Source organism: Acinetobacter sp. 1207_04 (assembly GCF_052850415.1).
Map to the genome: position 1 here is coordinate 114,100 of NZ_VXCQ01000001.1, position 21,605 is coordinate 135,704.

16 protein-coding genes and 1 tRNA gene are annotated in these 21,605 nt (G+C 39.3%); 11 read left to right on the plus strand and 6 right to left on the minus strand.

What is annotated here, in order from left to right:
* Window positions 1-9 precede the first annotated feature (9 nt).
* Complete coding sequence (locus FW754_RS00510; RefSeq protein ID WP_446323692.1) at window positions 10-3,162, plus strand: efflux RND transporter permease subunit; 3,153 nt, start codon at window positions 10-12, stop codon at window positions 3,160-3,162.
* A 77-nt stretch (window positions 3,163-3,239) separates the two neighbouring features.
* Here FW754_RS00510 and FW754_RS00515 read toward each other — a convergent pair whose 3' ends face one another.
* A complete protein-coding gene (locus FW754_RS00515) occupies window positions 3,240-4,049 on the minus strand; it encodes a DUF4198 domain-containing protein (RefSeq protein WP_446323572.1) in 810 nt (269 codons plus the stop codon).
* Window positions 4,050-4,208: 159 nt separating this feature from the next.
* Between FW754_RS00515 and FW754_RS00520 the strand changes: the two genes are divergently transcribed.
* A complete protein-coding gene (locus FW754_RS00520) occupies window positions 4,209-5,174 on the plus strand; it encodes a cation diffusion facilitator family transporter (protein WP_419345798.1) in 966 nt (321 codons plus the stop codon).
* 28 nt (window positions 5,175-5,202) lie between these two features.
* Here FW754_RS00520 and FW754_RS00525 read toward each other — a convergent pair whose 3' ends face one another.
* The 4 genes from FW754_RS00525 to FW754_RS00540 all read right to left on the minus strand — a co-directional run bounded on the left by FW754_RS00525 (window position 5,203) and on the right by FW754_RS00540 (window position 7,905).
* A complete protein-coding gene (locus FW754_RS00525) occupies window positions 5,203-5,544 on the minus strand; it encodes a hypothetical protein (RefSeq protein WP_409509870.1) in 342 nt (113 codons plus the stop codon).
* Window positions 5,545-5,720: 176 nt separating this feature from the next.
* Window positions 5,721-5,796: transfer RNA gene (locus FW754_RS00530), tRNA-Glu, on the minus strand.
* A 131-nt stretch (window positions 5,797-5,927) separates the two neighbouring features.
* A complete protein-coding gene (gene gltX, locus FW754_RS00535) occupies window positions 5,928-7,436 on the minus strand; it encodes a glutamate--tRNA ligase (protein WP_446323573.1) in 1,509 nt (502 codons plus the stop codon).
* 151 nt (window positions 7,437-7,587) lie between these two features.
* Complete coding sequence (locus FW754_RS00540) at window positions 7,588-7,905, minus strand: DUF4179 domain-containing protein (protein ID WP_409509872.1); 318 nt, start codon at window positions 7,903-7,905, stop codon at window positions 7,588-7,590.
* A 388-nt stretch (window positions 7,906-8,293) separates the two neighbouring features.
* Between FW754_RS00540 and FW754_RS00545 the strand changes: the two genes are divergently transcribed.
* From FW754_RS00545 to FW754_RS00585, 9 genes are all read left to right on the plus strand, one after another.
* Window positions 8,294-9,304 (plus strand): sulfate ABC transporter substrate-binding protein, encoded by a 1,011-nt coding sequence (locus tag FW754_RS00545; RefSeq protein ID WP_446323574.1) that lies wholly within the window; start codon window positions 8,294-8,296, stop codon window positions 9,302-9,304.
* A gap of 273 nt (window positions 9,305-9,577) precedes the next feature.
* Window positions 9,578-10,594 carry a sulfate ABC transporter substrate-binding protein gene (locus FW754_RS00550; protein ID WP_409509874.1) on the plus strand — a complete coding sequence of 339 codons (1,017 nt, stop codon included), beginning with the start codon at window positions 9,578-9,580 and terminating at the stop codon, window positions 10,592-10,594.
* Window positions 10,595-10,883: 289 nt separating this feature from the next.
* Entirely contained in the window at window positions 10,884-11,810 is a 927-nt protein-coding gene (rsmH, locus tag FW754_RS00555) for a 16S rRNA (cytosine(1402)-N(4))-methyltransferase RsmH (RefSeq protein ID WP_446323575.1), read from the plus strand.
* A complete protein-coding gene (ftsL, locus tag FW754_RS00560) occupies window positions 11,807-12,139 on the plus strand; it encodes a cell division protein FtsL (RefSeq protein ID WP_409509876.1) in 333 nt (110 codons plus the stop codon). Before rsmH ends, ftsL begins: the two co-directional genes overlap by 4 nt.
* Before the next feature lie 10 nt (window positions 12,140-12,149).
* Window positions 12,150-13,979: a penicillin-binding protein PBP3 gene (ftsI, locus tag FW754_RS00565; RefSeq protein WP_446323576.1), complete on the plus strand. Its 1,830-nt coding sequence runs from the start codon at window positions 12,150-12,152 to the stop codon at window positions 13,977-13,979.
* Window positions 13,980-13,985: 6 nt separating this feature from the next.
* Window positions 13,986-15,482, plus strand: coding sequence for a UDP-N-acetylmuramoyl-L-alanyl-D-glutamate--2,6-diaminopimelate ligase (locus FW754_RS00570; protein WP_446323577.1), 1,497 nt, complete (start codon window positions 13,986-13,988; stop codon window positions 15,480-15,482).
* 9 nt (window positions 15,483-15,491) lie between these two features.
* Complete coding sequence (locus FW754_RS00575) at window positions 15,492-16,901, plus strand: UDP-N-acetylmuramoyl-tripeptide--D-alanyl-D-alanine ligase (protein WP_419345801.1); 1,410 nt, start codon at window positions 15,492-15,494, stop codon at window positions 16,899-16,901.
* Window position 16,902: 1 nt separating this feature from the next.
* Window positions 16,903-18,021 (plus strand): phospho-N-acetylmuramoyl-pentapeptide-transferase, encoded by a 1,119-nt coding sequence (gene mraY, locus FW754_RS00580; RefSeq protein ID WP_409509880.1) that lies wholly within the window; start codon window positions 16,903-16,905, stop codon window positions 18,019-18,021.
* Window positions 18,022-18,079: 58 nt separating this feature from the next.
* Entirely contained in the window at window positions 18,080-18,883 is an 804-nt protein-coding gene (locus tag FW754_RS00585; protein ID WP_446323693.1) for a putative RNA methyltransferase, read from the plus strand.
* A 104-nt stretch (window positions 18,884-18,987) separates the two neighbouring features.
* Here FW754_RS00585 and ponA read toward each other — a convergent pair whose 3' ends face one another.
* Window positions 18,988-21,591 carry a penicillin-binding protein PBP1a gene (gene ponA / locus FW754_RS00590; RefSeq protein WP_446323578.1) on the minus strand — a complete coding sequence of 868 codons (2,604 nt, stop codon included), beginning with the start codon at window positions 21,589-21,591 and terminating at the stop codon, window positions 18,988-18,990.
* Window positions 21,592-21,605: the final 14 nt, after the last annotated feature.

Below are 21,605 nucleotides of genomic sequence, written 5' to 3' on the forward strand. Positions count from 1 at the left end.
GATATAGATATGGCTTCAGCATTGCCAAAACCTGACGGATTGTTCGATCGGTTGATTCAATTTTCCATTAAAAACGCGATTTGGGTGATGCTGTTTATTATCGCTTGGATTGGTGTGGGTATCTATGGTTATCAGAAATTACCGATTGATGCTGTGCCTGACATTACCAATACGCAGGTGCAAATTAACACGCAAGCCACAGGCTTTACGTCGCTTGAAGTTGAACAACGCATCACCTACCCGATTGAAAATGCGATGGCAGGTTTACCAAAACTTGAGCAAACCCGATCTATTTCTCGTTATGGTTTATCACAAGTCACCATAATTTTTAAAGATGGTACGGATATTTACTGGGCAAGACAGCAGATTAATCAGCGTTTGCAAGAAGCGCAAGCCGAGTTGCCTGAAAGTATTGCACCAACTATGTCACCTGTGTCGACAGGTTTAGGTGAAATTTATCAATGGGTGATTAAAGCAGAGCCGAATGCGAAAAAGCCCGATGGCACACCTTATACAGCGATGGATTTACGTGAAATTCAAGACTGGATTGTACGTCCGCAGTTACAACGTGTCGCAGGTGTTGCAGAGGTTAACTCTATTGGTGGTTTTAATAAAACCTATGTGGTAACGCCCGATTTAAATCGCTTGCAACAGTTACAAATTCCATTGTCAGATCTACAAATTGCACTTACGGAAAATAATGAAAACCGTGGTGCAGGCTTTATTGAAACCAATGGTCAGCAGTTGACGGTTCGTGTGCCAGGTACATTAAACAGTATTGAAGATATTCAAAATGTAAATGTAAGTAATAAAAATGGCTTTCCAATTCGGGTGGTAGATGTAGCTACTGTGTCCATTGGTCATGATTTGCGTACAGGTGGTGCAACCTATAACGGTGAAGAAACTGTACTTGGCATTGCCATGATGATGATGGGTGAGAATAGCCGAACAGTTGCCAAGGCAGTCGATGCCAAAGTGAAAGAAGTCCAGCAATCTTTGCCCAAAGGCATTGTGATAGAAACCGTGTATGACCGTACAGATCTGGTTGAACGCGCGATTACTACTGTGCAGAAAAACCTTGTAGAAGGGGCGATTCTGGTTATTGTGATTTTGTTTTTATTCCTTGGGAATTTCCGTGCGGCTTTAATTGTTGCCTGCGTGATTCCGTTATCAATGTTATTTACATTGGCAGGAATGGCGGAGCAAAGAATTAGTGCTAACTTGATGAGCTTAGGTGCGCTCGACTTCGGCATTATTGTCGATGGTGCAGTGGTGATTGTGGAAAACTGTATCCGCAGGCTTGCAGAAGCGCAACATGCCAAAGGGCGCTTGCTTAATCGTTCTGAGCGTTTTAAAGAAGTTTTTCTAGCCGCTAAGCAAGCACGTCGTCCGCTTATTTTTGGTCAATTGATCATTCTTGTCGTCTATCTACCAATTTTTGCATTGTCAGGTGTAGAAGCTAAACTCTTCCATCCAATGGCAATGACTGTGGTCTTGGCTTTGGTGGGGGCAATTATTCTATCGGTGACTTTTATCCCTGCAGCAGTAGCTTTATTTGTTAATGGTGAAGTTAAAGAAACTGAAAGTCGTTGGATGCTGTGGCTAAAGCAAAAATATGAAGCGCTTTTGAATTGGGCTTATGAATTTAAAATGTTCATGGTCACGATTGCGCTGTGTATTTTGTGTTTAACAGGCATGCTAGCGACACAAATTGGTAGTGAGTTTGCCCCGCAACTCAGTGAAGGTGATTTTGCAGTTCAGCAAATGCGCTCACCAAGTACAGGCTTAGAGCAGTCTTTACGTATGCAGGAAAATACTGAAAAGCTGTTGTTGAAAGAATTTCCTGAAATTAAAGCGATCTTTGCTCGTACAGGTACAGCAGAAGTCGCAACCGATGTAATGCCACCGAATATTTCCGATGCAGTATTGTTACTGAAACCACGTGATCAATGGAAAAATCCAAAGGAAACTTTGGATGAATTGCGTCAACGTATGATTGCATTTTTGGCGACTTTACCTGGCAATAACAGTGAATTTTCTCAACCGATTGAACTACGTTTTAATGAGTTAATCTCAGGTGTGCGCAGTGATGTAGGTGTGAAAATTTTTGGTGATGACATGGAGGTGCTAAATCAGCAAGCCAATTTAATTGCACAGAAAATAAAAAGTATTTCAGGTGCCACGGCAGTCAATGTGGAACAAACTTCGGGTTTACCATTGCTGAATATTGAAGTGAATAAAGCTGCAACTGCCCAATACGGTTTGTCGGTAAAAGCCGTTCAGGACTTGGTTGCAACGAGTGTAGGTGGTCAAAATGTCGGGCAGATTTTACAAGGCGATCGACGTTTTGATTTTGTCATTCGTTTAGATGATGCACAGCGCACACCTGAACATTTAGCAACATTGCCGATTCAAATTCCGAATGGTGGTTTGATTCAACTGCAAGATGTGGCAAAAGTTGAGAATATTCTGGGCATCAATCAGGTCAGTCGAGAAGATGGTAAACGCCGTGTGGTTGTGACTGCCAATGTTGAAGGACGGGATTTAGGTTCTTTTGTGAAGGAACTGCAAAGCACACTCTCTAAACAAGAAATGCCATCAGGTTATTGGTTGGATTATGGTGGGCAATTTGAAAACCTAACATCTGCCAAAGCTCGAATGCAGTTGGTTGTTCCGTTGGCGCTGATCACCATTTTTATTCTACTTATGGCAGTTTTTCACAATGTGAAAGAAAGTTTGCTTGTATTCACAGGTGTACCTTTTGCGCTGTGCGGTGGACTAGTTGCATTGTGGTTACGTGATATTCCATTGTCGATGTCGGCTGGTATTGGTTTTATTGCACTGTCTGGTGTCGCTGTGTTAAATGGCTTGGTGATGCTTACGTTTATTAAAGAATTGCGTCAGCAATTCGATGTTGTGCAGGCAACATGGCAGGGTGCAATTCTGCGCTTACGTCCTGTATTGATGACAGCTTGTGTCGCATCGCTTGGTTTTATTCCAATGGCATTGGCGACAGGAACGGGTGCAGAAGTGCAGCGTCCACTTGCAACTGTGGTTATTGGCGGAATTGTATCATCCACTTTACTAACCTTGTTCATTTTACCTGTAATTTACCGTTGGATGAATGAGCGGAAAGAGAAAGTTGATATTATTAAATCCTAAACATTAAGAACGCGTATTTAAAATAAGAACCTCGCTTTTTCCTATGAAAGAGCGAGGTTGAAACAAAGAGTTTTTCTTTATTTCGTTGCAGGTTGAACACCTAAGCTAATAATGGTGTAGTACTGATTGGTTGGTTTAGCTGTTTTATTGAATTTCTCACTGACTTCAACAAGATACTGACCTGCATGTGGGAAATTTAAAGTCGCTAGGCCATTTGTATCAACAGTAACGTGTGTTGCATCATCCTCTTCTTGTCCTTGCGCTCGTACAACAAGCTCGGGATTTTTTAGTGCTTGACCAGATTTTTTAATTGTTATTTGAATGGGTTGTTGTGCATTAATGTTATTTGGATGGGTTTTGAACTCAACTTGAATAGGTGCATCAATTGTACTTTGTAGAGGTGATATTTCTTCTTTAGAAACATAGCTCTGAATTGACCATTCACGTGTGATTTCTATAGGAGTAGGTGATTTTTTGAAGTCAGAAGGAATAATGTAATCACGCTCTTTAATATCTTTTGCTTTATCTGCGGGCATATCAAAAAAGGTTTTCCATTCTTTATTGTGCTGTACGTATTTTAAAGGGAAAGATACTTTACTTGAAATTTGATACGTACCTTTTTGAGGGAGCGGTAAATCAATCAAACTTACAGATTTTAAATCGCTTTCAGATGGAATACTGATTTTGCTTTGATCAGGTTGAATGATATTAAATGTAGGTTGTTTTAATGCATATTCTGGTTGAAGTGCTTGCTCAGCATAGGCACTAATCACAGGAATTTGAGTATTTGACGTGATATAGCTTAGAGGAGCAACATAGGGTTCATGTGCATATGTTAATGTTGTTGCTAAGCTGAAAAATAAAGTAGAAAGGATATATTTTTTCATCGGTTTTGAATCCTAATGTAAGGTTATAGTTTATAGCGTTGGTCTTAAAATGGATGAAGTATATATGAGAATTTTATTATTTGATAATAATTATCATTAGTATCTGTGGTTGAGTTAATTATTAGTCCATCAGGTCAAAGCAATAAAAAGAGGTGAAAAATGGGTAATCATGCAGGTCATGATCATAGTCATGCTGTTGTAACAGAAGGAAATGCAAAAAAATTAACCTTTGCTTTAGTGTTAACAACGACCTTCTTAGTCATTGAAGTGATTGCGGGTTTTATGACACAAAGTTTAGCATTGTTGTCCGATGCAGCGCATATGTTTACTGATGCTGCGGCTTTGGCGATTGCTTTGGTTGCGATTAAAATTGGTAAATTGCCTGCCGATGATAAGCGCACTTTTGGTTACCAGCGTTTTGAAATTTTAGCGGCATTGTTTAATGCCATGATGCTCTTTGTTGTTGCGATTTATATTCTGTATGAAGCGTATCAGCGTTTTAGTCATCCACCTGAAATTCAAAGTCTTGGTATGATGATTGTTGCGGTAATTGGTTTGATTATTAACCTAATTTCTATGAAAATTTTATTTTCAAGTTCGCAAGAAAGCCTGAATGTAAAAGGGGCTTATCTTGAAGTATTGAGTGATGCAGTTGGTTCTGTTGGCGTTATTATCGGTGCTACAGTTATTTATTTCACGGGTTGGATGTGGGTCGATACTATTATTGCAGTATTGATTGGTTTTTGGGTTTTACCAAGAACTTGGGTTTTGTTAAAACAAAGTATCAATATTTTGTTAGAGGGTGTACCTGAAGAAATTGATATTGAGAAATTGCGTAATGATTTATTGGCTTTAAAAGGTGTGGAGAGTATTCATCAACTGAAAGTTTGGGCAATTACTTCAAAAAATGTACATTTGACGGTACATTTATTGGCACCACAAGTAGATCGCAACCAGTTGTATCAAGATGCAATGGAAATACTCAGTCATCAACATGGGATTACTGAAATGACTTTACAGATTGAAGACGATGAGTGTGCCCCACATTTACATAGTGAACAGTCAGTGAATGACGATCATGAGTCACATGAACATTCAAATTCTGTAAAACAGCATCAACATTGATGCTGTTTTCTATTTATAAGATTAAGGGTTAAACTTTCCATTGATGATTGCAATCACGGCATTTCCACTCTTTATTGGCTTGCATGAAAGATTGCATTGAAATTTTAAAATCAGGAAGATCACGCCAAAATAAAATTCCGGCAATGGCTGAGGCAATAAAAATAACCACAGTTGCAATTTGGAGTGTTTGACCTGCACCATTACCAAAAATCATCATAAAAATGCTAATAACAACTAAAAGCAATAAAATGAAAATTAATGGGATAAGGAATACCAAGCTTTTCGGCACGACAGGGCGTACTGCAGGTTCATTGGCACTTGCAACTGGAAGAATTTTTCGGCTCTGGCATTTAGGGCATTGGTATTGCATGAGGACTCCACAGATTTAATCTGAGTGTTATTTTAATCGGAATATTGACGAATGTAAAAAGCGTGCTGATTTTATAGGTATAAATAAATACATCGTGAAAAATAGGCAATAAAAAACCCAAGTCATAATGCTTGGGTTTTTTACGAAGATAACTTCAAACAAAGCCATCTTAAATATGGCGTCCCTACGGGGATTCGAACCCCGGTTACCGCCGTGAAAGGGCGATGTCCTAGGCCTCTAGACGATAGGGACAATCGAGGCAACAGCAGTAAAATTTACATTAACAATGTCATTGTAGGATCTTACCAACTAAGTTTTGAACCTAGTCTCTGTATGGGCGCTATATTAGGGGCATAGCGCCTATACGTCAACATTAAATTCAATTAAGTGTTATCAACTGCATCATTTTTCGGCAGTTTTAAGCTTTCATTGAGTTTTTCCCATACTTTTGTTTCTTTTTTACTCGGGCCACCAACAATTTCAAGCGCATGGCGTAAACGAGCAAAGGTCAAATCAGGTCCAATCGTCACCATTGACTGCATAACAGGGGTCGAGGATGTTGAACCTGCAATGGCAATAAAGAATGTTGGCATGAAATCACGTAGTTTAATTTCCATTTGTGTTGCCAAATCCATTAAAGTTTGGCTCACAGTGTCATTGTTCCATGTAAACATGCTTTCTAGACGCCAAATAGCAAACTGTAAACTTTGACGAACTTGTTCTTCTGACAATTTTTTACTTTCAAATTGTTCTTTAGATAAAGTTGGGAATTGATTGAAGTAGAAACCTGCCCAATTCACAGCTTCAGACAATAAGTTAATACGCGGTTGAATTGCAGCGGCAATATCTTCAAGTAATTTACGATCTGCTTTCCAAGTCAATAACGTATCGAGTAATTGACCTGGTGTTAAACCTTTAATCCATTGACCATTGAGCCAATTGAGTTTTTCAACATCAAAGATTGGACCACCAAGTGATACACGTTTAATGTCGAAGTTTTCAACCATTTCTGCAAGGCTGAATTTTTCACGTTCATCAGGCATTGACCAACCCATACGACCCAAATAATTCAATAATGCTTCAGGAAGTACACCAATATCTTTGTAGTAGTTGATTGATGTCGGATTTTTACGTTTAGATAATTTTGATTTGTCAGGATTACGCAACAAAGGCATATGGCACAGTGTTGGCATGTCCCAACCAAAATATTGGTAAAGTAATTGATGTTTTGGTGCAGATGGAATCCATTCTTCACCACGAATTACATGAGTAATTTCCATTAAGTGGTCATCAACCACGTTCGCTAAATGATAAGTCGGCAAGCCATCTGTTTTTAACAGCACTTGCATATCCACTTGTGTCCATGGAATTTCAATTTCACCACGAAGCATGTCTGGAAAGCGACAAATACCTTCAGTTGGAATTTTCATTCGAATCACATGCGCTTCACCTGCTGCAAGGCGAGTTTTTACTTCTTCAGCAGATAAGTTTAATGCACGACCATCATAACGAGGTGATTCACCACGTGCTTGTTGATCTGCGCGCATTTGATCTAATTCTTCAGCCGTTTCAAAGGCATAAAAGGCATGACCTTTTTCAACCAACTCAAGTGCATATTGCTTATAAATACCCATACGTTCAGATTGACGATAAGGTGCATGAGGTCCGCCAATATCTGGACCTTCAGACCAATTTAGACCTAACCAACGCAATGAATCTAAAATCATTTTTTCAGATTCAGGAGTGGAGCGAACTTGGTCAGTATCTTCAATACGTAAAATAAATTCACCGCCATGTTGTTTAGCAAAACATAAGTTAAACAAGGCGATATAAGCTGTACCTACATGGGGGAAACCTGTAGGAGAGGGAGCAATACGAGTACGAACGGTCATGGTAAGCTATTATTCAAACTATAAATTGATACTATTATAACGAAAAAGCCCAATCGCTTAAGGGCTAATTCACCAATAAACGATTGAGCAAGTTAATTCTCTTTGGGGAAGTGAATTTAGTCAGTAGTCTTAAATGACTACAAATACTATTTTAAGAGTTATGCGGTTGGAAAAATGCCTGCACAAAACGTGAAAAACGTTGGTGTTGTTCAGCAAAAAAATTCTGTGTAGGTGCAGACTTAAGTGAAGTCAGTACTTTTAATTCATCTGTTTCAGTGATCAATTTTTGTTCGCTACGCTTTTGTTGCTTTTGTTGCAGTAAAGCTTTTTCAATAGGAGATTGACGTTCAATCACCACGCTTGATGTAATTGCTCTATGTGTATCTTTAATGGCAGCGCTATGCCCCATTTGTGCAGTAAATCCTAAAAAAAGCCCGAGTATTGCTATTTTGTGTAATTGAGTTTTCATATCCAATCATCCCCTATTGGTTGGTATTTTCTTATAATCTGGATGGATATCAAGATTATATACTAACTATAATACATTTGATAACAAAAAATATAAATTAGTTCACATTTTTTACGAAAAGTAATAAAAATAGCTATCCATTTTTACGTTTCTCACCACGTTGTTTTAACAAATAACTGTGTAGACAACATGAAGAGCTTATTTCGTTTGTGATCTATTTATGGAATATTCTTAATGAAAGTTATTCTCATTTATTTCTGAGTGAATTTCAAGCGATTAAATATGACAAAATGTGATTTATTATAAAAATATACATATAACCGAAGGATTGTAGAAACGAGATGATAAAAATATAGTGGTTAAAAATGATACCAATAGTAGATGCGCAATGAAAAAATTAATATTACACAGTCTCGTCACACTTGTTAGCTTTGGGGGAGTATTTGGTAGTACAGCAAGTTATGCTGCCAAAGAGTTTCTCAATGTTTCCTATGATCCAACCCGTGAATTTTATCAGGAATATAATGAAAATTTTGGTAAGTTTTGGAAGACCAAGACAGGACAAAATATTGATTTTAAACAATCACATGGTGGCTCTGGAAAGCAAGCACGTTCTGTGGTTGATGGTTTACAAGCAGATGTAGTGACTCTTGCACTTGCTAATGATATTGATGAAATTGTCAATGCAGGCTTAATTCAAAAAGGTTGGGAAAAAGAGTTTCCAAACAACTCAGCACCTTATACATCGACTGTTGTATTCTTAGTACGAAAAGGTAACCCCAAAGGCATTAAAGATTGGAGTGATTTGGTTAAACCAGGTGTTGAAATTATTACCCCAAATCCGAAAACAGGTGGTGCACCACGTTGGATTTACTTGTCAGCATGGGGTTATGTATTAAAGCAACCAGGTGGTAATGATGCGAAGGCTCGTGAATTGGTGAAAAAGCTGTATAAAAATGTCAAAGTGTTAGATTCAGGTGCGCGAGGGTCTCTCACGACTTTTGCTGAGCGTGGCATTGGCGATGTTTTACTGTCTTGGGAAAATGAAGCATTATTGGCAACATCAGGACCTGATAAAGATAAATATCAGATTATTTATCCCTCGATTTCAATTTTAGCTGAACCATCGGTGGCAATTGTTGATAAAAATGTCGATAAAGATGGGAATCGTAATCTTGCTAAAGGCTATTTAAACTATTTGTATTCACCTGTTGGGCAGGATTTGGCAGCAAAATATAATTTCCGTCCACGTAATGCTCAGGCTGCAGCAAAATATGCAGGAAAATTTCCAAAGATCAAACTTTTTACCATCAATGAAGTATTTGGTGGTTGGGCAAAAGCGCAAAAAACACATTTTGTAAATGGAGCGATTTATGATCAAATTTCAGCAGAGAAATGATCTGTAGATTATTCTTTTAAAAAATAATCGTAAAATTGTGCATGAAAGTAAAGTGGAAAGAAACGAATTGAATCATATTCGTTTCTTTCATAATAAAAGCAGAAATTGGTATATATGCATTCTAAAAGTTAAATATGTATTTTTTTAAATTAAAAACAATAGATTAAAAAAATTGAGAATAAATCAGCATATGCTATCTACGAAAAGCTGAATTGCGATTTATATGAATTTTTCATATATTTACTAGTAACTTAGATTATTTTTAGATATGTCATGAAAAGCCTATTAAAAACCGTATTGAGTGCAACATTATTGCTCTCAGGTGTTGTTGCAACGACAACGTCTGTACAGGCTGCCGACCGTGAATTTCTTAATGTCTCTTATGATGCGACACGCGAGTTCTATGATGAATTTAACACATCATTTGGTGCATATTGGTTAAAACATACAGGTAAAACCGTACATTTTAAACAGTCGCATGGCGGTTCGGGTAAGCAAGCACGTTCTGTTGTTGATGGTTTGAAAGGTGATGTGGTGACACTCGCACTTGCGAATGACATTAATGAAATTGTGAAATCGGGTCAGATCAATCCAGGTTGGGAAAAAGAGTTCCCATCAAACTCTGCACCTTATACTTCGACCATTGTATTTATGGTACGTAAAGGTAATCCGAAAGGTATTAAGGATTGGACAGATTTAACTAAGCCTGGTGTGCAAATTATTACGCCAAACCCAAAAACAGGTGGCTTACCACGTTGGATTTATTTATCTGCATGGGGTTATGCACTGAAACAACCGGGTGGTAATGATATTAAGGCACGTGAATTCGTATCGAAAATGTATCACAACGTGAAAGTAATGGATCCTGCTGCTCGTGCCTCAATGACGACCTTTGCTGAGCGTGGTATAGGTGATGTTTTACTGACTTGGGAGAATGAAGCCATGATCAGTAAAAAAACCTTGGGTGATAAGTTTGATATCGTTTATCCATCAATGTCTATATTGACTGAACCATCGGTGGCAATTGTTGATAAAACTGTTGAGAAGAATGGTAATAAATGGTTGGCGACAGGCTATATTAACTATTTATACTCACCACTCGGTCAAGATATGGCAGCACGTCATTTCTATCGTCCACGGAATCCACAAATTTTAGCGAAGTATTCAAAGCAATTCCCTGCATTGAAAACATTTACCATTGATGAAGTATTTGGTGGCTGGGCGAAAGCACAGCAAACACACTTTGTGAATGGCGGTATGTTTGATCAAATTTATAACTCAAAGCGTTAATTTAAATGATAAAAGTCTTCTGAATGACAGGAGACTTTTTTCTAGGTGGTGTATTTGATGTTTTTAGGTATTTCATTGTAAAAAAAATTGTATTTAAAAAGACAATTGTAAAAAAATTGTAATCAATTTTAAATGAACATCTTGAAGTTGAGTTAAAAGGGCAGAATAACCGTCATAAAACGGATTTCCCTATTAAAATTAATATTTCCGTACAAAAAGTCGTTTGGAGCTTTAATAAAACAAGGTAATAATGTGCAGTTACTTTTTTGATTATGCTGAAACCCCGCTTATGTCTCATATTTCCGTATTACTCCATGAAACTGTTGATGCACTGTTAGCAGATCGCAATACCGGAATTTATATTGACGGGACATTTGGACGAGGTGGGCATACACGCTTATTGTTGTCTAAACTGGATACAAATGCGCAAGTTTATGCATTTGATAAAGACCCGCAAGCTCTTGAAGTTGCTTATCAACTTGAAAAAGAAGATCCTCGTTTTAAAATTATTCATGCAAGTTTTGCCGACCTACAACAGGAAATGAATCAAATTGGTTTGTTTGAAGTCGATGGTATTATGGCGGACTTGGGCGTGTCATCTCCTCAGCTTGATCAGGCTGAACGTGGTTTCAGCTTTATGCGTAATGGTCCTTTGGACATGCGTATGGACAATTCACAAGGTCCAACTGCAGCGGATTGGTTGATGAGTGTAGATGAAGAGCATCTTGCCAATATTATTTATCAATATGGTGAAGAGCGTTATAGTCGTCGTATTGCTAAAGCGATTAAAAATGCAGGTTATATTACAACGACAGCGGAACTTGCTGAAATTGTAAAAGTTGCGCATCCGAAATGGGAAAAAAATAAACACGCAGCAACACGGACATTCCAAGCGATTCGTATTGAAATTAATAAAGAACTTGATGATGTACATGCCTTTTTACCTCAGGCAACAGATTTGCTAAAATCGGGTGGTCGTTTGGCAGTGATTAGCTTCCATTCTTTAGAAGATCGAATTATTAAACAATTTATTCAAAAAGAATCAACACTTGCCGAAGATGATGGTTGGGGTTTACCACAAAAAATTAAAGATACCCGTAAACTGAAAAAAATTGACCGTATCCGTGCGAGTGAAGCTGAAGTGAAGGAAAATCCTCGTTCACGTAGCGCATGGTTAAGAGTAGCTGAACGCTTAGAGCAAAAAGGCACAGAATGAAAGAACAGGTGATTGAAGAAAAATCAGCAAATATTGCTATTAAAAAAATCGTGGTATATGCCATTTTGCTGCTTATAGTGATGGGTAGTGCTTTTATGGTGGTGTTACAAGTATTTGAATATCGACATGATTTTCGTGAATTAAATACCTATATGCGTGAACGTGAAGATATTAATGCAGAATGGGGGCGCTTGCTGATTGAGCAGCAAACCTTTGGTGCAACGGCACAAATCGGCACACGTGCTGTCACACAATTACGTATGTATTCACCACCAGCGGGACAAACCGTTGTAATTTCATTACCTGCTGAAACAGATCAGAAGAAATAAGGCTCGCTGTATGGTAACTAAGCAGACGAAACAGACTCAACCTACGCGTAAAAAGAAGTCTATTTCCGAAAAAAATACAATCACCCTAGATATGTGGCGTTTTTATCTTTTATGGGGCGTAGTATTGGTGTGTTTTTTTGCACTGGTTGGTCGGGCGTTTTATGTACAAGTCATTAATAAAGACTTTTTACAAAATAAAGCCAATGCTAATATTTTGAGAACAGAAAAGCTCAGAGCAATGCGTGGAGTCATTAGTGACCGTCATGGTGTACCTTTAGCAATTAGTACACCAATCATGAAAGTTGTGATTGATCCAAAAGAATATTTTGAAACAAAAGCTGAATTTGATCGCATCGCAAAAGAGCTTGAAAAACAGCCGAATAGCCGTAAATTAAAGCGCGCTTTACCCGATAAAAATTTAAATCTAGATGAGCTTGCGGATGCAGTGGGTATCGATCGTGCAGCTTTAAAGAAAAATTTGAATGATCGCCCTCGTTCACGCTATTTGGTACTGAAAAAAGAAGTGCCACCACCACAGTCTGATTTGATTGTGAAGCGTGAATTTGCAGGAGTATATGCTGAAAAAACCTATAAACGCTATTATCCACAGCCACAGCCAAATGCGCAGATTATTGGTTTGACCAATAGTGAGGGGCTTGGAATTGAAGGCTTGGAAATGCAGCTCAATACTCGCTTAGCAGGTGAAGATGGTGAGCAAAAAATTTCCCGTGATAAACATGGTAACCGTGTAAAAACGCCTGAAGTAGTGAAAGAAGTCACTGCGGGTGAAAATATTACGCTGAGTATCGATTCACGTTTGCAATATATTATGTATCGTGAATTGACGGCGGTTGGTGTTGCAAATAATGCACGTTCTGCCTCTGCGATTGCTGTAGATGTGAAAACGGGTGAAATTTTGGCGATGAGCAGTTGGCCATCGTACAATCCAAATGATAAAAATGGTCTAAAAAATAAAGATGCTATGCGTAACCGTGGGGCAATTGATATGTTTGAGCCAGGCTCAACCATGAAACCATTTACTATTGCTGCGGGTCTAGAAAGTGGTAAATACACGCCAAATAGTGTGATTAGTACAAGTCCGGGTTCAATGCGTATTGGTAACCATACCATTCGTGATACGCATAACTATGGTTCGTTGACAGTTACAGGTGTCATTATTAAATCATCGAATGTCGGTTCAGCGAAAATCGCATTATCGATGCCATATTCAACTTTACCAACGTTCTTTAAACGTGTCGGCTTTGGTCAGCGCTCTGCGGTGAAATTTCCAGGTGAAAGTGGTGGTTTAATTCTGCCATCGAATAAATGGAATGTATCTGAAGTAGGTGCAATGGCATATGGTTACGGGATCAATGCCACAACCTTACAGCTTGCACAAGGTTATGCAATGTTGGCGAACCATGGCGTGCGTCATCCACTAAGTTTGTATAAGTTGGAAAGTGAGCCGAAGGGCGAACAAATTATTGATAAAAAAATTGCCGATGATGTTTTGCTGATGCTTGAGCAGGTGACGATGCCAGGTGGTACAGCAAAACAAGCGAACATTCCTGGTTATCGTGTCGGTGGTAAAACGGGGACGGCACATAAATTGCGCCCTGACCATCGTGGTTATTCAAATACCGAGTATCGTGCATTATTTGCAGGCGTTGCTCCGATTAGCGATCCACGTTTAGCGATTATTATTGTGGTGGAAAATCCTCGTGGGCAATATTATGGCGGCTTGGTTGCTGCTCCTGTGTTTGCACGTATCATGCAGGAATCTCTGCGTTTAATGAATGTTCCTTTAGATAAACCGCTTGAAACAGCGAAAGCCCAATAGGTAAAAATGATGATTTGTTTTCAGGATATTTTTGATACCGAAAATAAGTATGCTTGGATGGCAGAGCCTTTTCACGGTTTTAGTTTAGACAGTCGTGCTGTACAGTCAGGGCAAATTTTTATTGCTCTGACCAGTTATACGCAGCCTGAAAAAACTATTCAGTTTGCTCAATCCGCTTTGCAAAATGGTGCATTGGCAGTGATTAGTGAAACAGATTTAGGTCTTGAATCTACTTTGATTTGTCCCGATGTACGTCATTTGATGGGACAATGGCAAAAACAATATTTGCAAGCGACTGATGCTGTAACGCTAAGTCGTATTTTAGCCATTACAGGAACCAATGGTAAAACGACCATTTCTCGTTTAGTTGCTGAATTGATTATGTTGCAAGGCAAAAAATGTGCCGTGATGGGAACAACAGGGAATGGTATTTTACCGAACCTTGAAGCATCGTCACATACCACATTGGATGCACTACATTTACAAGATATGTTGCATGATTTTGCCAAACAAGGTGCCGAATTTACGTCACTTGAAGCAAGTTCACATGGCTTAGAGCAAGGTCGTCTGAATGGCTGTGATATTGAAATTGCAGCGTATAGCAATTTAAGCCGTGATCATTTGGATTATCACGGTACGCTTGAAGCTTATGCTGAAGCGAAGTCACGTTTATTTAAATTTTCATCACTGAAAGTTGCTGTGATTAATATTGATGATGAACATTCTCATATCATGTTAGATGCGGCAAGTAGCAATTTATCGCATCCTAAAGTGTTGACCTATTCAACATCACGTACTGCGGATTATCAAGTTTTTGGTATTCAGTACAGTTTAGAGGGCGCGACATTCCACTTAAAAACGATAACTCAAGAATTTACCGTTCGTAGCCCATTATTAGGGCATTTCAATATTGAAAATCTTGTTGCTGCATTGATTGTTGCAGAGCAAGCAGGTTTTGATTTAGCAAGTTTAATTGCTGATGTGCCGAAGCTCAAAGGTGCACCGGGTCGCATGCAGGTGATTCGTGATGAAGATCGTTTATTTGTGGTCGATTATGCGCACACACCCGATGCACTTACACAAGTTTTAAAAACTCTAAAACGTCACGTAGAAAATCAATTGTGGGCGGTGTTTGGCTGTGGTGGTGATCGTGATCGTGGTAAACGCCCACTGATGACTAGGGCTGCTTTAGAACAAGCTAATCCGATCATCATTACTTCGGATAATCCACGAACAGAAGATCCGACACAAATTTTTGCAGATATGAAACAAGATATTAATTTTAGTCAGCATGACGTTCATGAAATACATGATCGCCGTGAAGCCATTAAATATGCCGTTAAGCATGCAAATAGCGGTGATATCGTGGTGATTGCAGGCAAAGGGCATGAAAACTATCAAGAAATTGATGGTGTACGCCATTGGTTTGATGATGTGGTAGAAGTGCAATCAGCCATTGATGCGCAACATCATAATTCAAATTCAGCATATCCAGCTCAGTAGGAATAAGAGATGCATACCTCGACCACGAGTACTGTGCCTTTGGAGCCATGGTCAGCAGAGCAACTTGCTGAAGCAACTCAAGGTTATTGGTATTTAGATAAAGCACCACAAGGTGAAGTTAAACGTATTTTGACCGATTCACGTCATGCAGAATTGGGAGATGCATTTTTAGCACTCAAAGGTGAGCGTTTTGATGCGCATGATTTTATTGTACAAGTGGCTACCAATGGTTGCCAAGTTGCGATTGTGAGTCATCCAGTTGATGCTGATATTTGCCAATTGGTCGTCAAAGATACACGCTTGGCTTTGGGGTATTTGGGTGCATATCGTCGTGCTAAAAACTCACAACTGAAAGTAATTGCGCTGACAGGCAGTAGTGGTAAAACCACAACCAAAGAGATGTTGGGTAGTATTTTATCTCGCTTAGCACCGACTTTAATTACGCGTGGTAACTTGAACAATGATTTAGGTGTGCCGATGATGCTCCTTGAGCTACGTGCCGAGCATCAATATGCGGTCATGGAGTTGGGTGCAAGTCACCAAGGTGAAATTGATTACACTTCAAATTTAGTTCAACCGCATGTCGCAGGTATTCTCAATATTGGGACGGCACATTTGGGTGAGTTTGGTGGTCGTGATGGCATTTGTCGTGCAAAATCTGAAATTTATGCACATATTGTTCCTACAGGAACTTCAATTATTCCTGCACATGACGACTTTACCGATACGATTCGCCAAGTGATAAAAACCGAGAAAGTACTCAGTTTTGGTCAAGGTGGTGATATTTTTGCAACAGATCTTCAGCTACATACTCAGTCTGCAACATTTACCATGAATACACCTGAAGGCTCTAAAAAAGTTCATTTACCCTTTGCAGGTGAGCATAATGTTCAAAATGCGGAAGCAGCGACTGCTTTTGCTTTAGCGATTGGTATTTCACTTGATGATATTGTTACTGGGCTTGAACAAGCACAAGGCGCGAAAGGGCGTTTGAACTTTATTCAGCAAGATAAATATTTATTTATTGATGATACTTATAATGCCAATCCGACTTCTATGCGCGCTGCTGCTGAAGTGCTTTCACAGCAAAACGGTATAAATGTCATGGTGATGGGTGATATTGGAGAGCTTGGAGATACGGCGGCACAACAACACTATATGTTGGGACGTGACCTAGTTTCTGTTCAAGGTGTCAATTTTGTAGTTGTTGTGGGTGAATTTTCTCCTGCTGCACAAGAAGGTGCACGTAGTACACAATACGGTAAAAAAATGCAGGCTTTTCTGACGCAAGAACAGGCTTTACCTTTCTTGGTAAGTTTGGTTGAAACCCATCAACCACAGTCAATGAGTTTCCTCTTTAAAGGTTCTCGTTATACGCATATGGAAACATTGATGACTGCTTTAATGGAGAAACTCTAAAATGTTGTTATGGTTGTTTGAACATCTGGCAGGCTTTGATAGCACGTTTCAGGTGGTTCGATATTTGTCATTGCGCGCTTTATTAAGTGTATTGACCTCTCTTGCCATTGGCTTGGCGCTTGGTCCATATATGATTCGTAAGCTGCAAGCATTGAAATATGGACAAGCGGTCAGTTCATTTGCACCTGAAAATCATGCAAAGAAAATGGGTACGCCAACGATGGGCGGGATTCTCATACTCTTGTCGATTGGCATCAGTACATTGCTTTGGGCAGATTTATCTAATCCTTATGTGTGGATTGTGCTCGCTGTAATGATCATCTTCGGTGCAGTAGGTTGGGCGGATGATTGGATTAAAGTTCGTTATAAAGATAATGCAGGATTACCTGCAAAGAAAAAGTTTTTTTGGACTTCAGTTGGTTCATTGGGTGCAGGTATTGCGCTATATGTGATTGCGACACAGCAAGCGAATCCTGTTCATACTGCAAATATGCTTGATTTATTGATTCCATTTTTTAAGAACCTCAGCATTCCGTTATCAGCAGTACCTTTGGGAATAGGCTTTATCTTATTCACATATTTAGTGATTAATGGTGGCTCAAATGCAGTGAACTTAACTGATGGTCTGGATGGTTTGGCGATTATGCCAATTGTCTTAGTGGCAGCAGGTTTAGGTGTATTTGCGTATTTGGCAGGTGATATTCGCTTTGCTAATTATTTGCATATTCCTTATGTGAAATATACCTCTGAGCTTGTAATTATCTGTGCGGCAATGATTGGTTCTGGTTTGGCATTCTTATGGTATAACGCCCATCCTGCACAAATTTTTATGGGTGATGTCGGTGCATTATCTTTAGGTGCGATGCTCGGTACAATTGCGGTGATGGTGCGTCAAGAAATTGTATTTGCCATTATGGGGGGTGTATTTGTGGTGGAGGCAATTTCAGTTTTCCTACAAATTGGCTCACTACGCATGCGTAATAAACGTGTTTTCCTCATGGCACCGTTGCATCATCACTATGAGAAAAAAGGCTGGCGTGAAACGCAAGTGGTTATCCGCTTTTGGATTATTACAATTATGCTAGTAGTTTTAGGCTTAATGACCTTAAAATTACGCTAAGCAAAACTTTAATGAAAAGTCGGCTCAAGCCGACTTTTCTATTTTCAGGAGAAAAATGATGAATCTGCTCATGTGCCCCGTATGTCGTGAAGCACTCAGTCTGACGGAAAGAACATGGCGCTGTGCGAATCATCATAGTTATGATGTGGCGAAGCAAGGCTATGTCAACTTGCATGTGGTACAGCATAAGCACAGTAAAAATCCGGGTGATACACCTGAATCGGTACAAGCTCGCCGTGCATTTTTAAGTGGTGATTTCTATGCGCCACTACAGCATGCAGTGGTTGAAAAAATTCGTGAATTACACATTGAAAATTTGCTCGATATTGGTTGTGGTGAGGGCTATTACACCAGTGCAATGCAAAAAGAAACCTTACAATGTGTTGGTGTAGATATTGCCAAAAATGCGGTACAAGTTGCAGCAAAAATGAATCGAGATGTGACTTGGGTAGTTGGTACAGGGGCAACATTGCCTGTACTTGATCAAAGCATTAATTTATGTACGAGTTTATTTAGTCCAATTCCTGAAGATGAAATTTTACGTGTACTTAAGCCACAAGGTTATTTGATGGTGGTTACGCCTGCACCTGAACACTTGTATGCAATGCGTGAAGCGCTATTTGATGAAGTAAATGCACATGATCCGCATAAGTTTGTTGAGCAGTTAAAAGAAAATTTTGAATTAATTGAGCAACCGATGATCGAGTCGGAATTTACTTTAGATCAACAACAATTGAAAGACTTGATTGCAATGACACCATATGCCTATAAAGCAAAGCAAGATAAACGTCAGCAATTGGAGCAACAATCCGAAATGAAACTCAAAGCGAGTTTCCAAATGTATATTTTTCAGAAGAAATAAGTTGTTGATCCAGTCAAACAACAGATTCAATAGACATAAAAAAAATAGCCATCCGAAGATGGCTATTTTTTTAGCATAATGCTTTGTAACTCACTGGAAGATGGTCACTGCACATTATTAATTAAATTTTCCATAGAATCGCTTTCTCGTTTTGCTGAAGTCGAACCTTGATTCATTGCAGGTGGCGCTGAGTTTTTAGGTTTAAGCGCTTGTTCTGATGAACGAGGCGCAGATGGAGCATCGGCATTGCCACTTTCTCCAGGTAAATCATCAAAGTCACTCGCACGATTACGTGTTGGTGCCACAGGTGCAGGACGATAAATAGGGCGAGCCAATGGTGGTGATGCGCGATAATCTTTTTTATCTTCATCATTCAGCATTATATCTTCTTCTGTACTACGTTGTTCGCGACTTAGAGGATCTTTTGCATCTTTGTCGAAACGTACCCAAGCAGAAGGTGTATCTTTAAGCGCTTTGCCCATAAAGTTTGTCCATACAGGTAGGGCAGCAATACCACCATATTCACGACGACCTAGAGTTGATGGTTGATCGAATCCAACCCATGCAATGGTCACAAGCTTGCCATTAAAGCCTGCAAACCAAGCATCTTTAGCATCGTTGGTTGTCCCTGTTTTACCACCAATATCATCACGACCAATTTTCAATGCGGCACGACCAGTACCATGTACGATCACATCACGTAAGATATTTGCCATATCAAATGCAGATTGTGATTTTAGAATACGTTGAGCTTGGCGGTACTTCCCTTGTTCCTCTTTGCTTAGAGGTTTACTTTCAGGTGTTGGAGTAGAAGCAGCACTCGCAAATACTTCGTCATCAGGCGAGGTTATTGAATCTTCGGCTTTTTCTACTTGAGGTTGAGTGACTTTTTCATTGATACACGGAATACATGCATAATCAGGTTTCGCTTCGTAAATGACTTTACCATACGCATCTTCGATACGGCTAATAAAGTGAGGTTGAACACGATAACCACCATTTGCAATCGTTGCGTAGCCAGTCGCCATTTGTACTGGAAGTACCTGAGGTGTACCAAGTGCAATCGTAAAGTTGCGAGGAATTTGATCATCTTGTAGACCAAAATCCATAAGTAGTTGGCGAGCGCGTTCTACACCAACGCTTTGTAATAGGCGAACAGACACAGTATTACGAGATAAATACAATGCACGACGTAGTGGAATCATCCCCAAATAGCGACCATCTGAGTTTCTCGGTGACCATTTCCCAATCCGAATCGGACTGTCATTTACCATACTATAAGGAGTCATGCCACGTTCAAGTGCTAAAGCATAAATGAATGGTTTAATGGTTGAGCCGGGTTGACGCCAACCTTGTAGCGCACGGTTAAATTTTGAATGATAAAAGTTATAACCACCAACAATTGCTTCAATTGAGCCATCGTTGGGATTAATTGCAATCAATTGTCCTTGGGCTTTTGGAATTTGAACCAATGACCAAGCCGTTTTTTCTTCGTTTGGACGCAAGCGGACAATATCTTTTACTTTAACAATTTGTGATGCATTACTTGGTGCTCCACCAACACTGTTGGCATTACGATATGGTCGAGCCCAAGACATACCAGACCAAGGAATAGTGACTTTAGAGCCATCTTGCATCAAAGCATCAAAACTACTGCTATTAACTTTGACAACCTGTGCGGGGTAAGTATTTGCAAATGGAATGAAGTCTTTTAATGGTTTGTCATGTGCCTCTGCACCACGCCAACCGTGACGGCGATCATAGTCTTCTAAACCTTTTTGTACTGATTCTTCGGCATAGGTTTGACGTTGGCTGTTAATGGTTGTGTAAACCTTATAGCCAGAGTCAACCGCTTGTTCGCCAAATTTTTCGACTAACTCTGAGCGAACCATTTCACCGACATAAGGAAATTTATTGGTGATGCCACGGTCAGGCATATTTAAACTAATAGGTTCAGCGACTGCTTTTTGATATTGCTCTTGTTTAAGATAACCGAGTTGCAACATACGTCCCAAAATCCAATTACGACGCTCTAAAGCTCGTTCAGGATTGGCAACAGGATTATATTTTGATGGGGCTTTGGGTAAACCCGCAATCATTGCCATTTGGGCAATGCTGAGCTGATCAAGATTTTTGTCATAATAAATTTTTGCAGCGGCTGCAATGCCATAAGCATTTTTACCTAAGAAAATTTTATTGACATATAAAGATAAAATATCTTCTTTACTTAGGTTTTGTTCTATTTTTCGAGCAAGGAAAACTTCAGTTAACTTACGTTTAAGCGTTCGCTCAGGCGATAAATAATAGTTTTTAGCTACCTGCATGGTGATGGTCGAGCCACCCGTTTGAACATTTGACCCCGTCACACTTTCACTAACAGCACGACCTAGACCTTTAAAGCTGATCCCACTGTGTTCAAAAAAAGACGAATCTTCAGCCGCCAAAAATGCATAAATGAATTCTGGTGGAATTTGTTTGTATTCAACAGGTACCGAAAGTTTGCCACCATACTCTGCAATTAGCTCATTATCGGAGGTATACACCTGTAATGGCTTCAATAAAGGAGCTTTTTTTAATGAGCTCATTTCAGGTAGTGAAGGGGCAATGTAAAGGTACATGCCGTAAAATCCCATTGGAATTGCAACTAATATACTAATAATCAGCAAAAAAAATGGGTGAATATGACCTAATCGAGATAGCTTTTTCATAACAAGTAAGTTTT

What these genes read in the sequence shown, in the direction of transcription:
- FW754_RS00550 (WP_409509874.1), top strand. Translation starts at nt 9,578, where the DNA reads ATGAAAAGCCTATTAAAAACCGTATTGAGTGCAACATTATTGCTCTCA.
- ponA (WP_446323578.1), bottom strand. Translation starts at nt 21,591, where the DNA reads ATGAAAAAGCTATCTCGATTAGGTCATATTCACCCATTTTTTTTGCTG.
- FW754_RS00520 (WP_419345798.1), top strand. Translation starts at nt 4,209, where the DNA reads ATGGGTAATCATGCAGGTCATGATCATAGTCATGCTGTTGTAACAGAA.
- FW754_RS00570 (WP_446323577.1), top strand. Translation starts at nt 13,986, where the DNA reads ATGATGATTTGTTTTCAGGATATTTTTGATACCGAAAATAAGTATGCT.
- FW754_RS00515 (WP_446323572.1), bottom strand. Translation starts at nt 4,049, where the DNA reads ATGAAAAAATATATCCTTTCTACTTTATTTTTCAGCTTAGCAACAACA.
- FW754_RS00525 (WP_409509870.1), bottom strand. Translation starts at nt 5,544, where the DNA reads ATGCAATACCAATGCCCTAAATGCCAGAGCCGAAAAATTCTTCCAGTT.
- FW754_RS00575 (WP_419345801.1), top strand. Translation starts at nt 15,492, where the DNA reads ATGCATACCTCGACCACGAGTACTGTGCCTTTGGAGCCATGGTCAGCA.
- FW754_RS00510 (WP_446323692.1), top strand. Translation starts at nt 10, where the DNA reads ATGGCTTCAGCATTGCCAAAACCTGACGGATTGTTCGATCGGTTGATT.
- FW754_RS00585 (WP_446323693.1), top strand. Translation starts at nt 18,080, where the DNA reads ATGAATCTGCTCATGTGCCCCGTATGTCGTGAAGCACTCAGTCTGACG.
- gltX (WP_446323573.1), bottom strand. Translation starts at nt 7,436, where the DNA reads ATGACCGTTCGTACTCGTATTGCTCCCTCTCCTACAGGTTTCCCCCAT.
- ftsI (WP_446323576.1), top strand. Translation starts at nt 12,150, where the DNA reads ATGGTAACTAAGCAGACGAAACAGACTCAACCTACGCGTAAAAAGAAG.
- ftsL (WP_409509876.1), top strand. Translation starts at nt 11,807, where the DNA reads ATGAAAGAACAGGTGATTGAAGAAAAATCAGCAAATATTGCTATTAAA.
- FW754_RS00545 (WP_446323574.1), top strand. Translation starts at nt 8,294, where the DNA reads ATGAAAAAATTAATATTACACAGTCTCGTCACACTTGTTAGCTTTGGG.
- FW754_RS00540 (WP_409509872.1), bottom strand. Translation starts at nt 7,905, where the DNA reads ATGAAAACTCAATTACACAAAATAGCAATACTCGGGCTTTTTTTAGGA.
- rsmH (WP_446323575.1), top strand. Translation starts at nt 10,884, where the DNA reads ATGTCTCATATTTCCGTATTACTCCATGAAACTGTTGATGCACTGTTA.
- mraY (WP_409509880.1), top strand. Translation starts at nt 16,903, where the DNA reads ATGTTGTTATGGTTGTTTGAACATCTGGCAGGCTTTGATAGCACGTTT.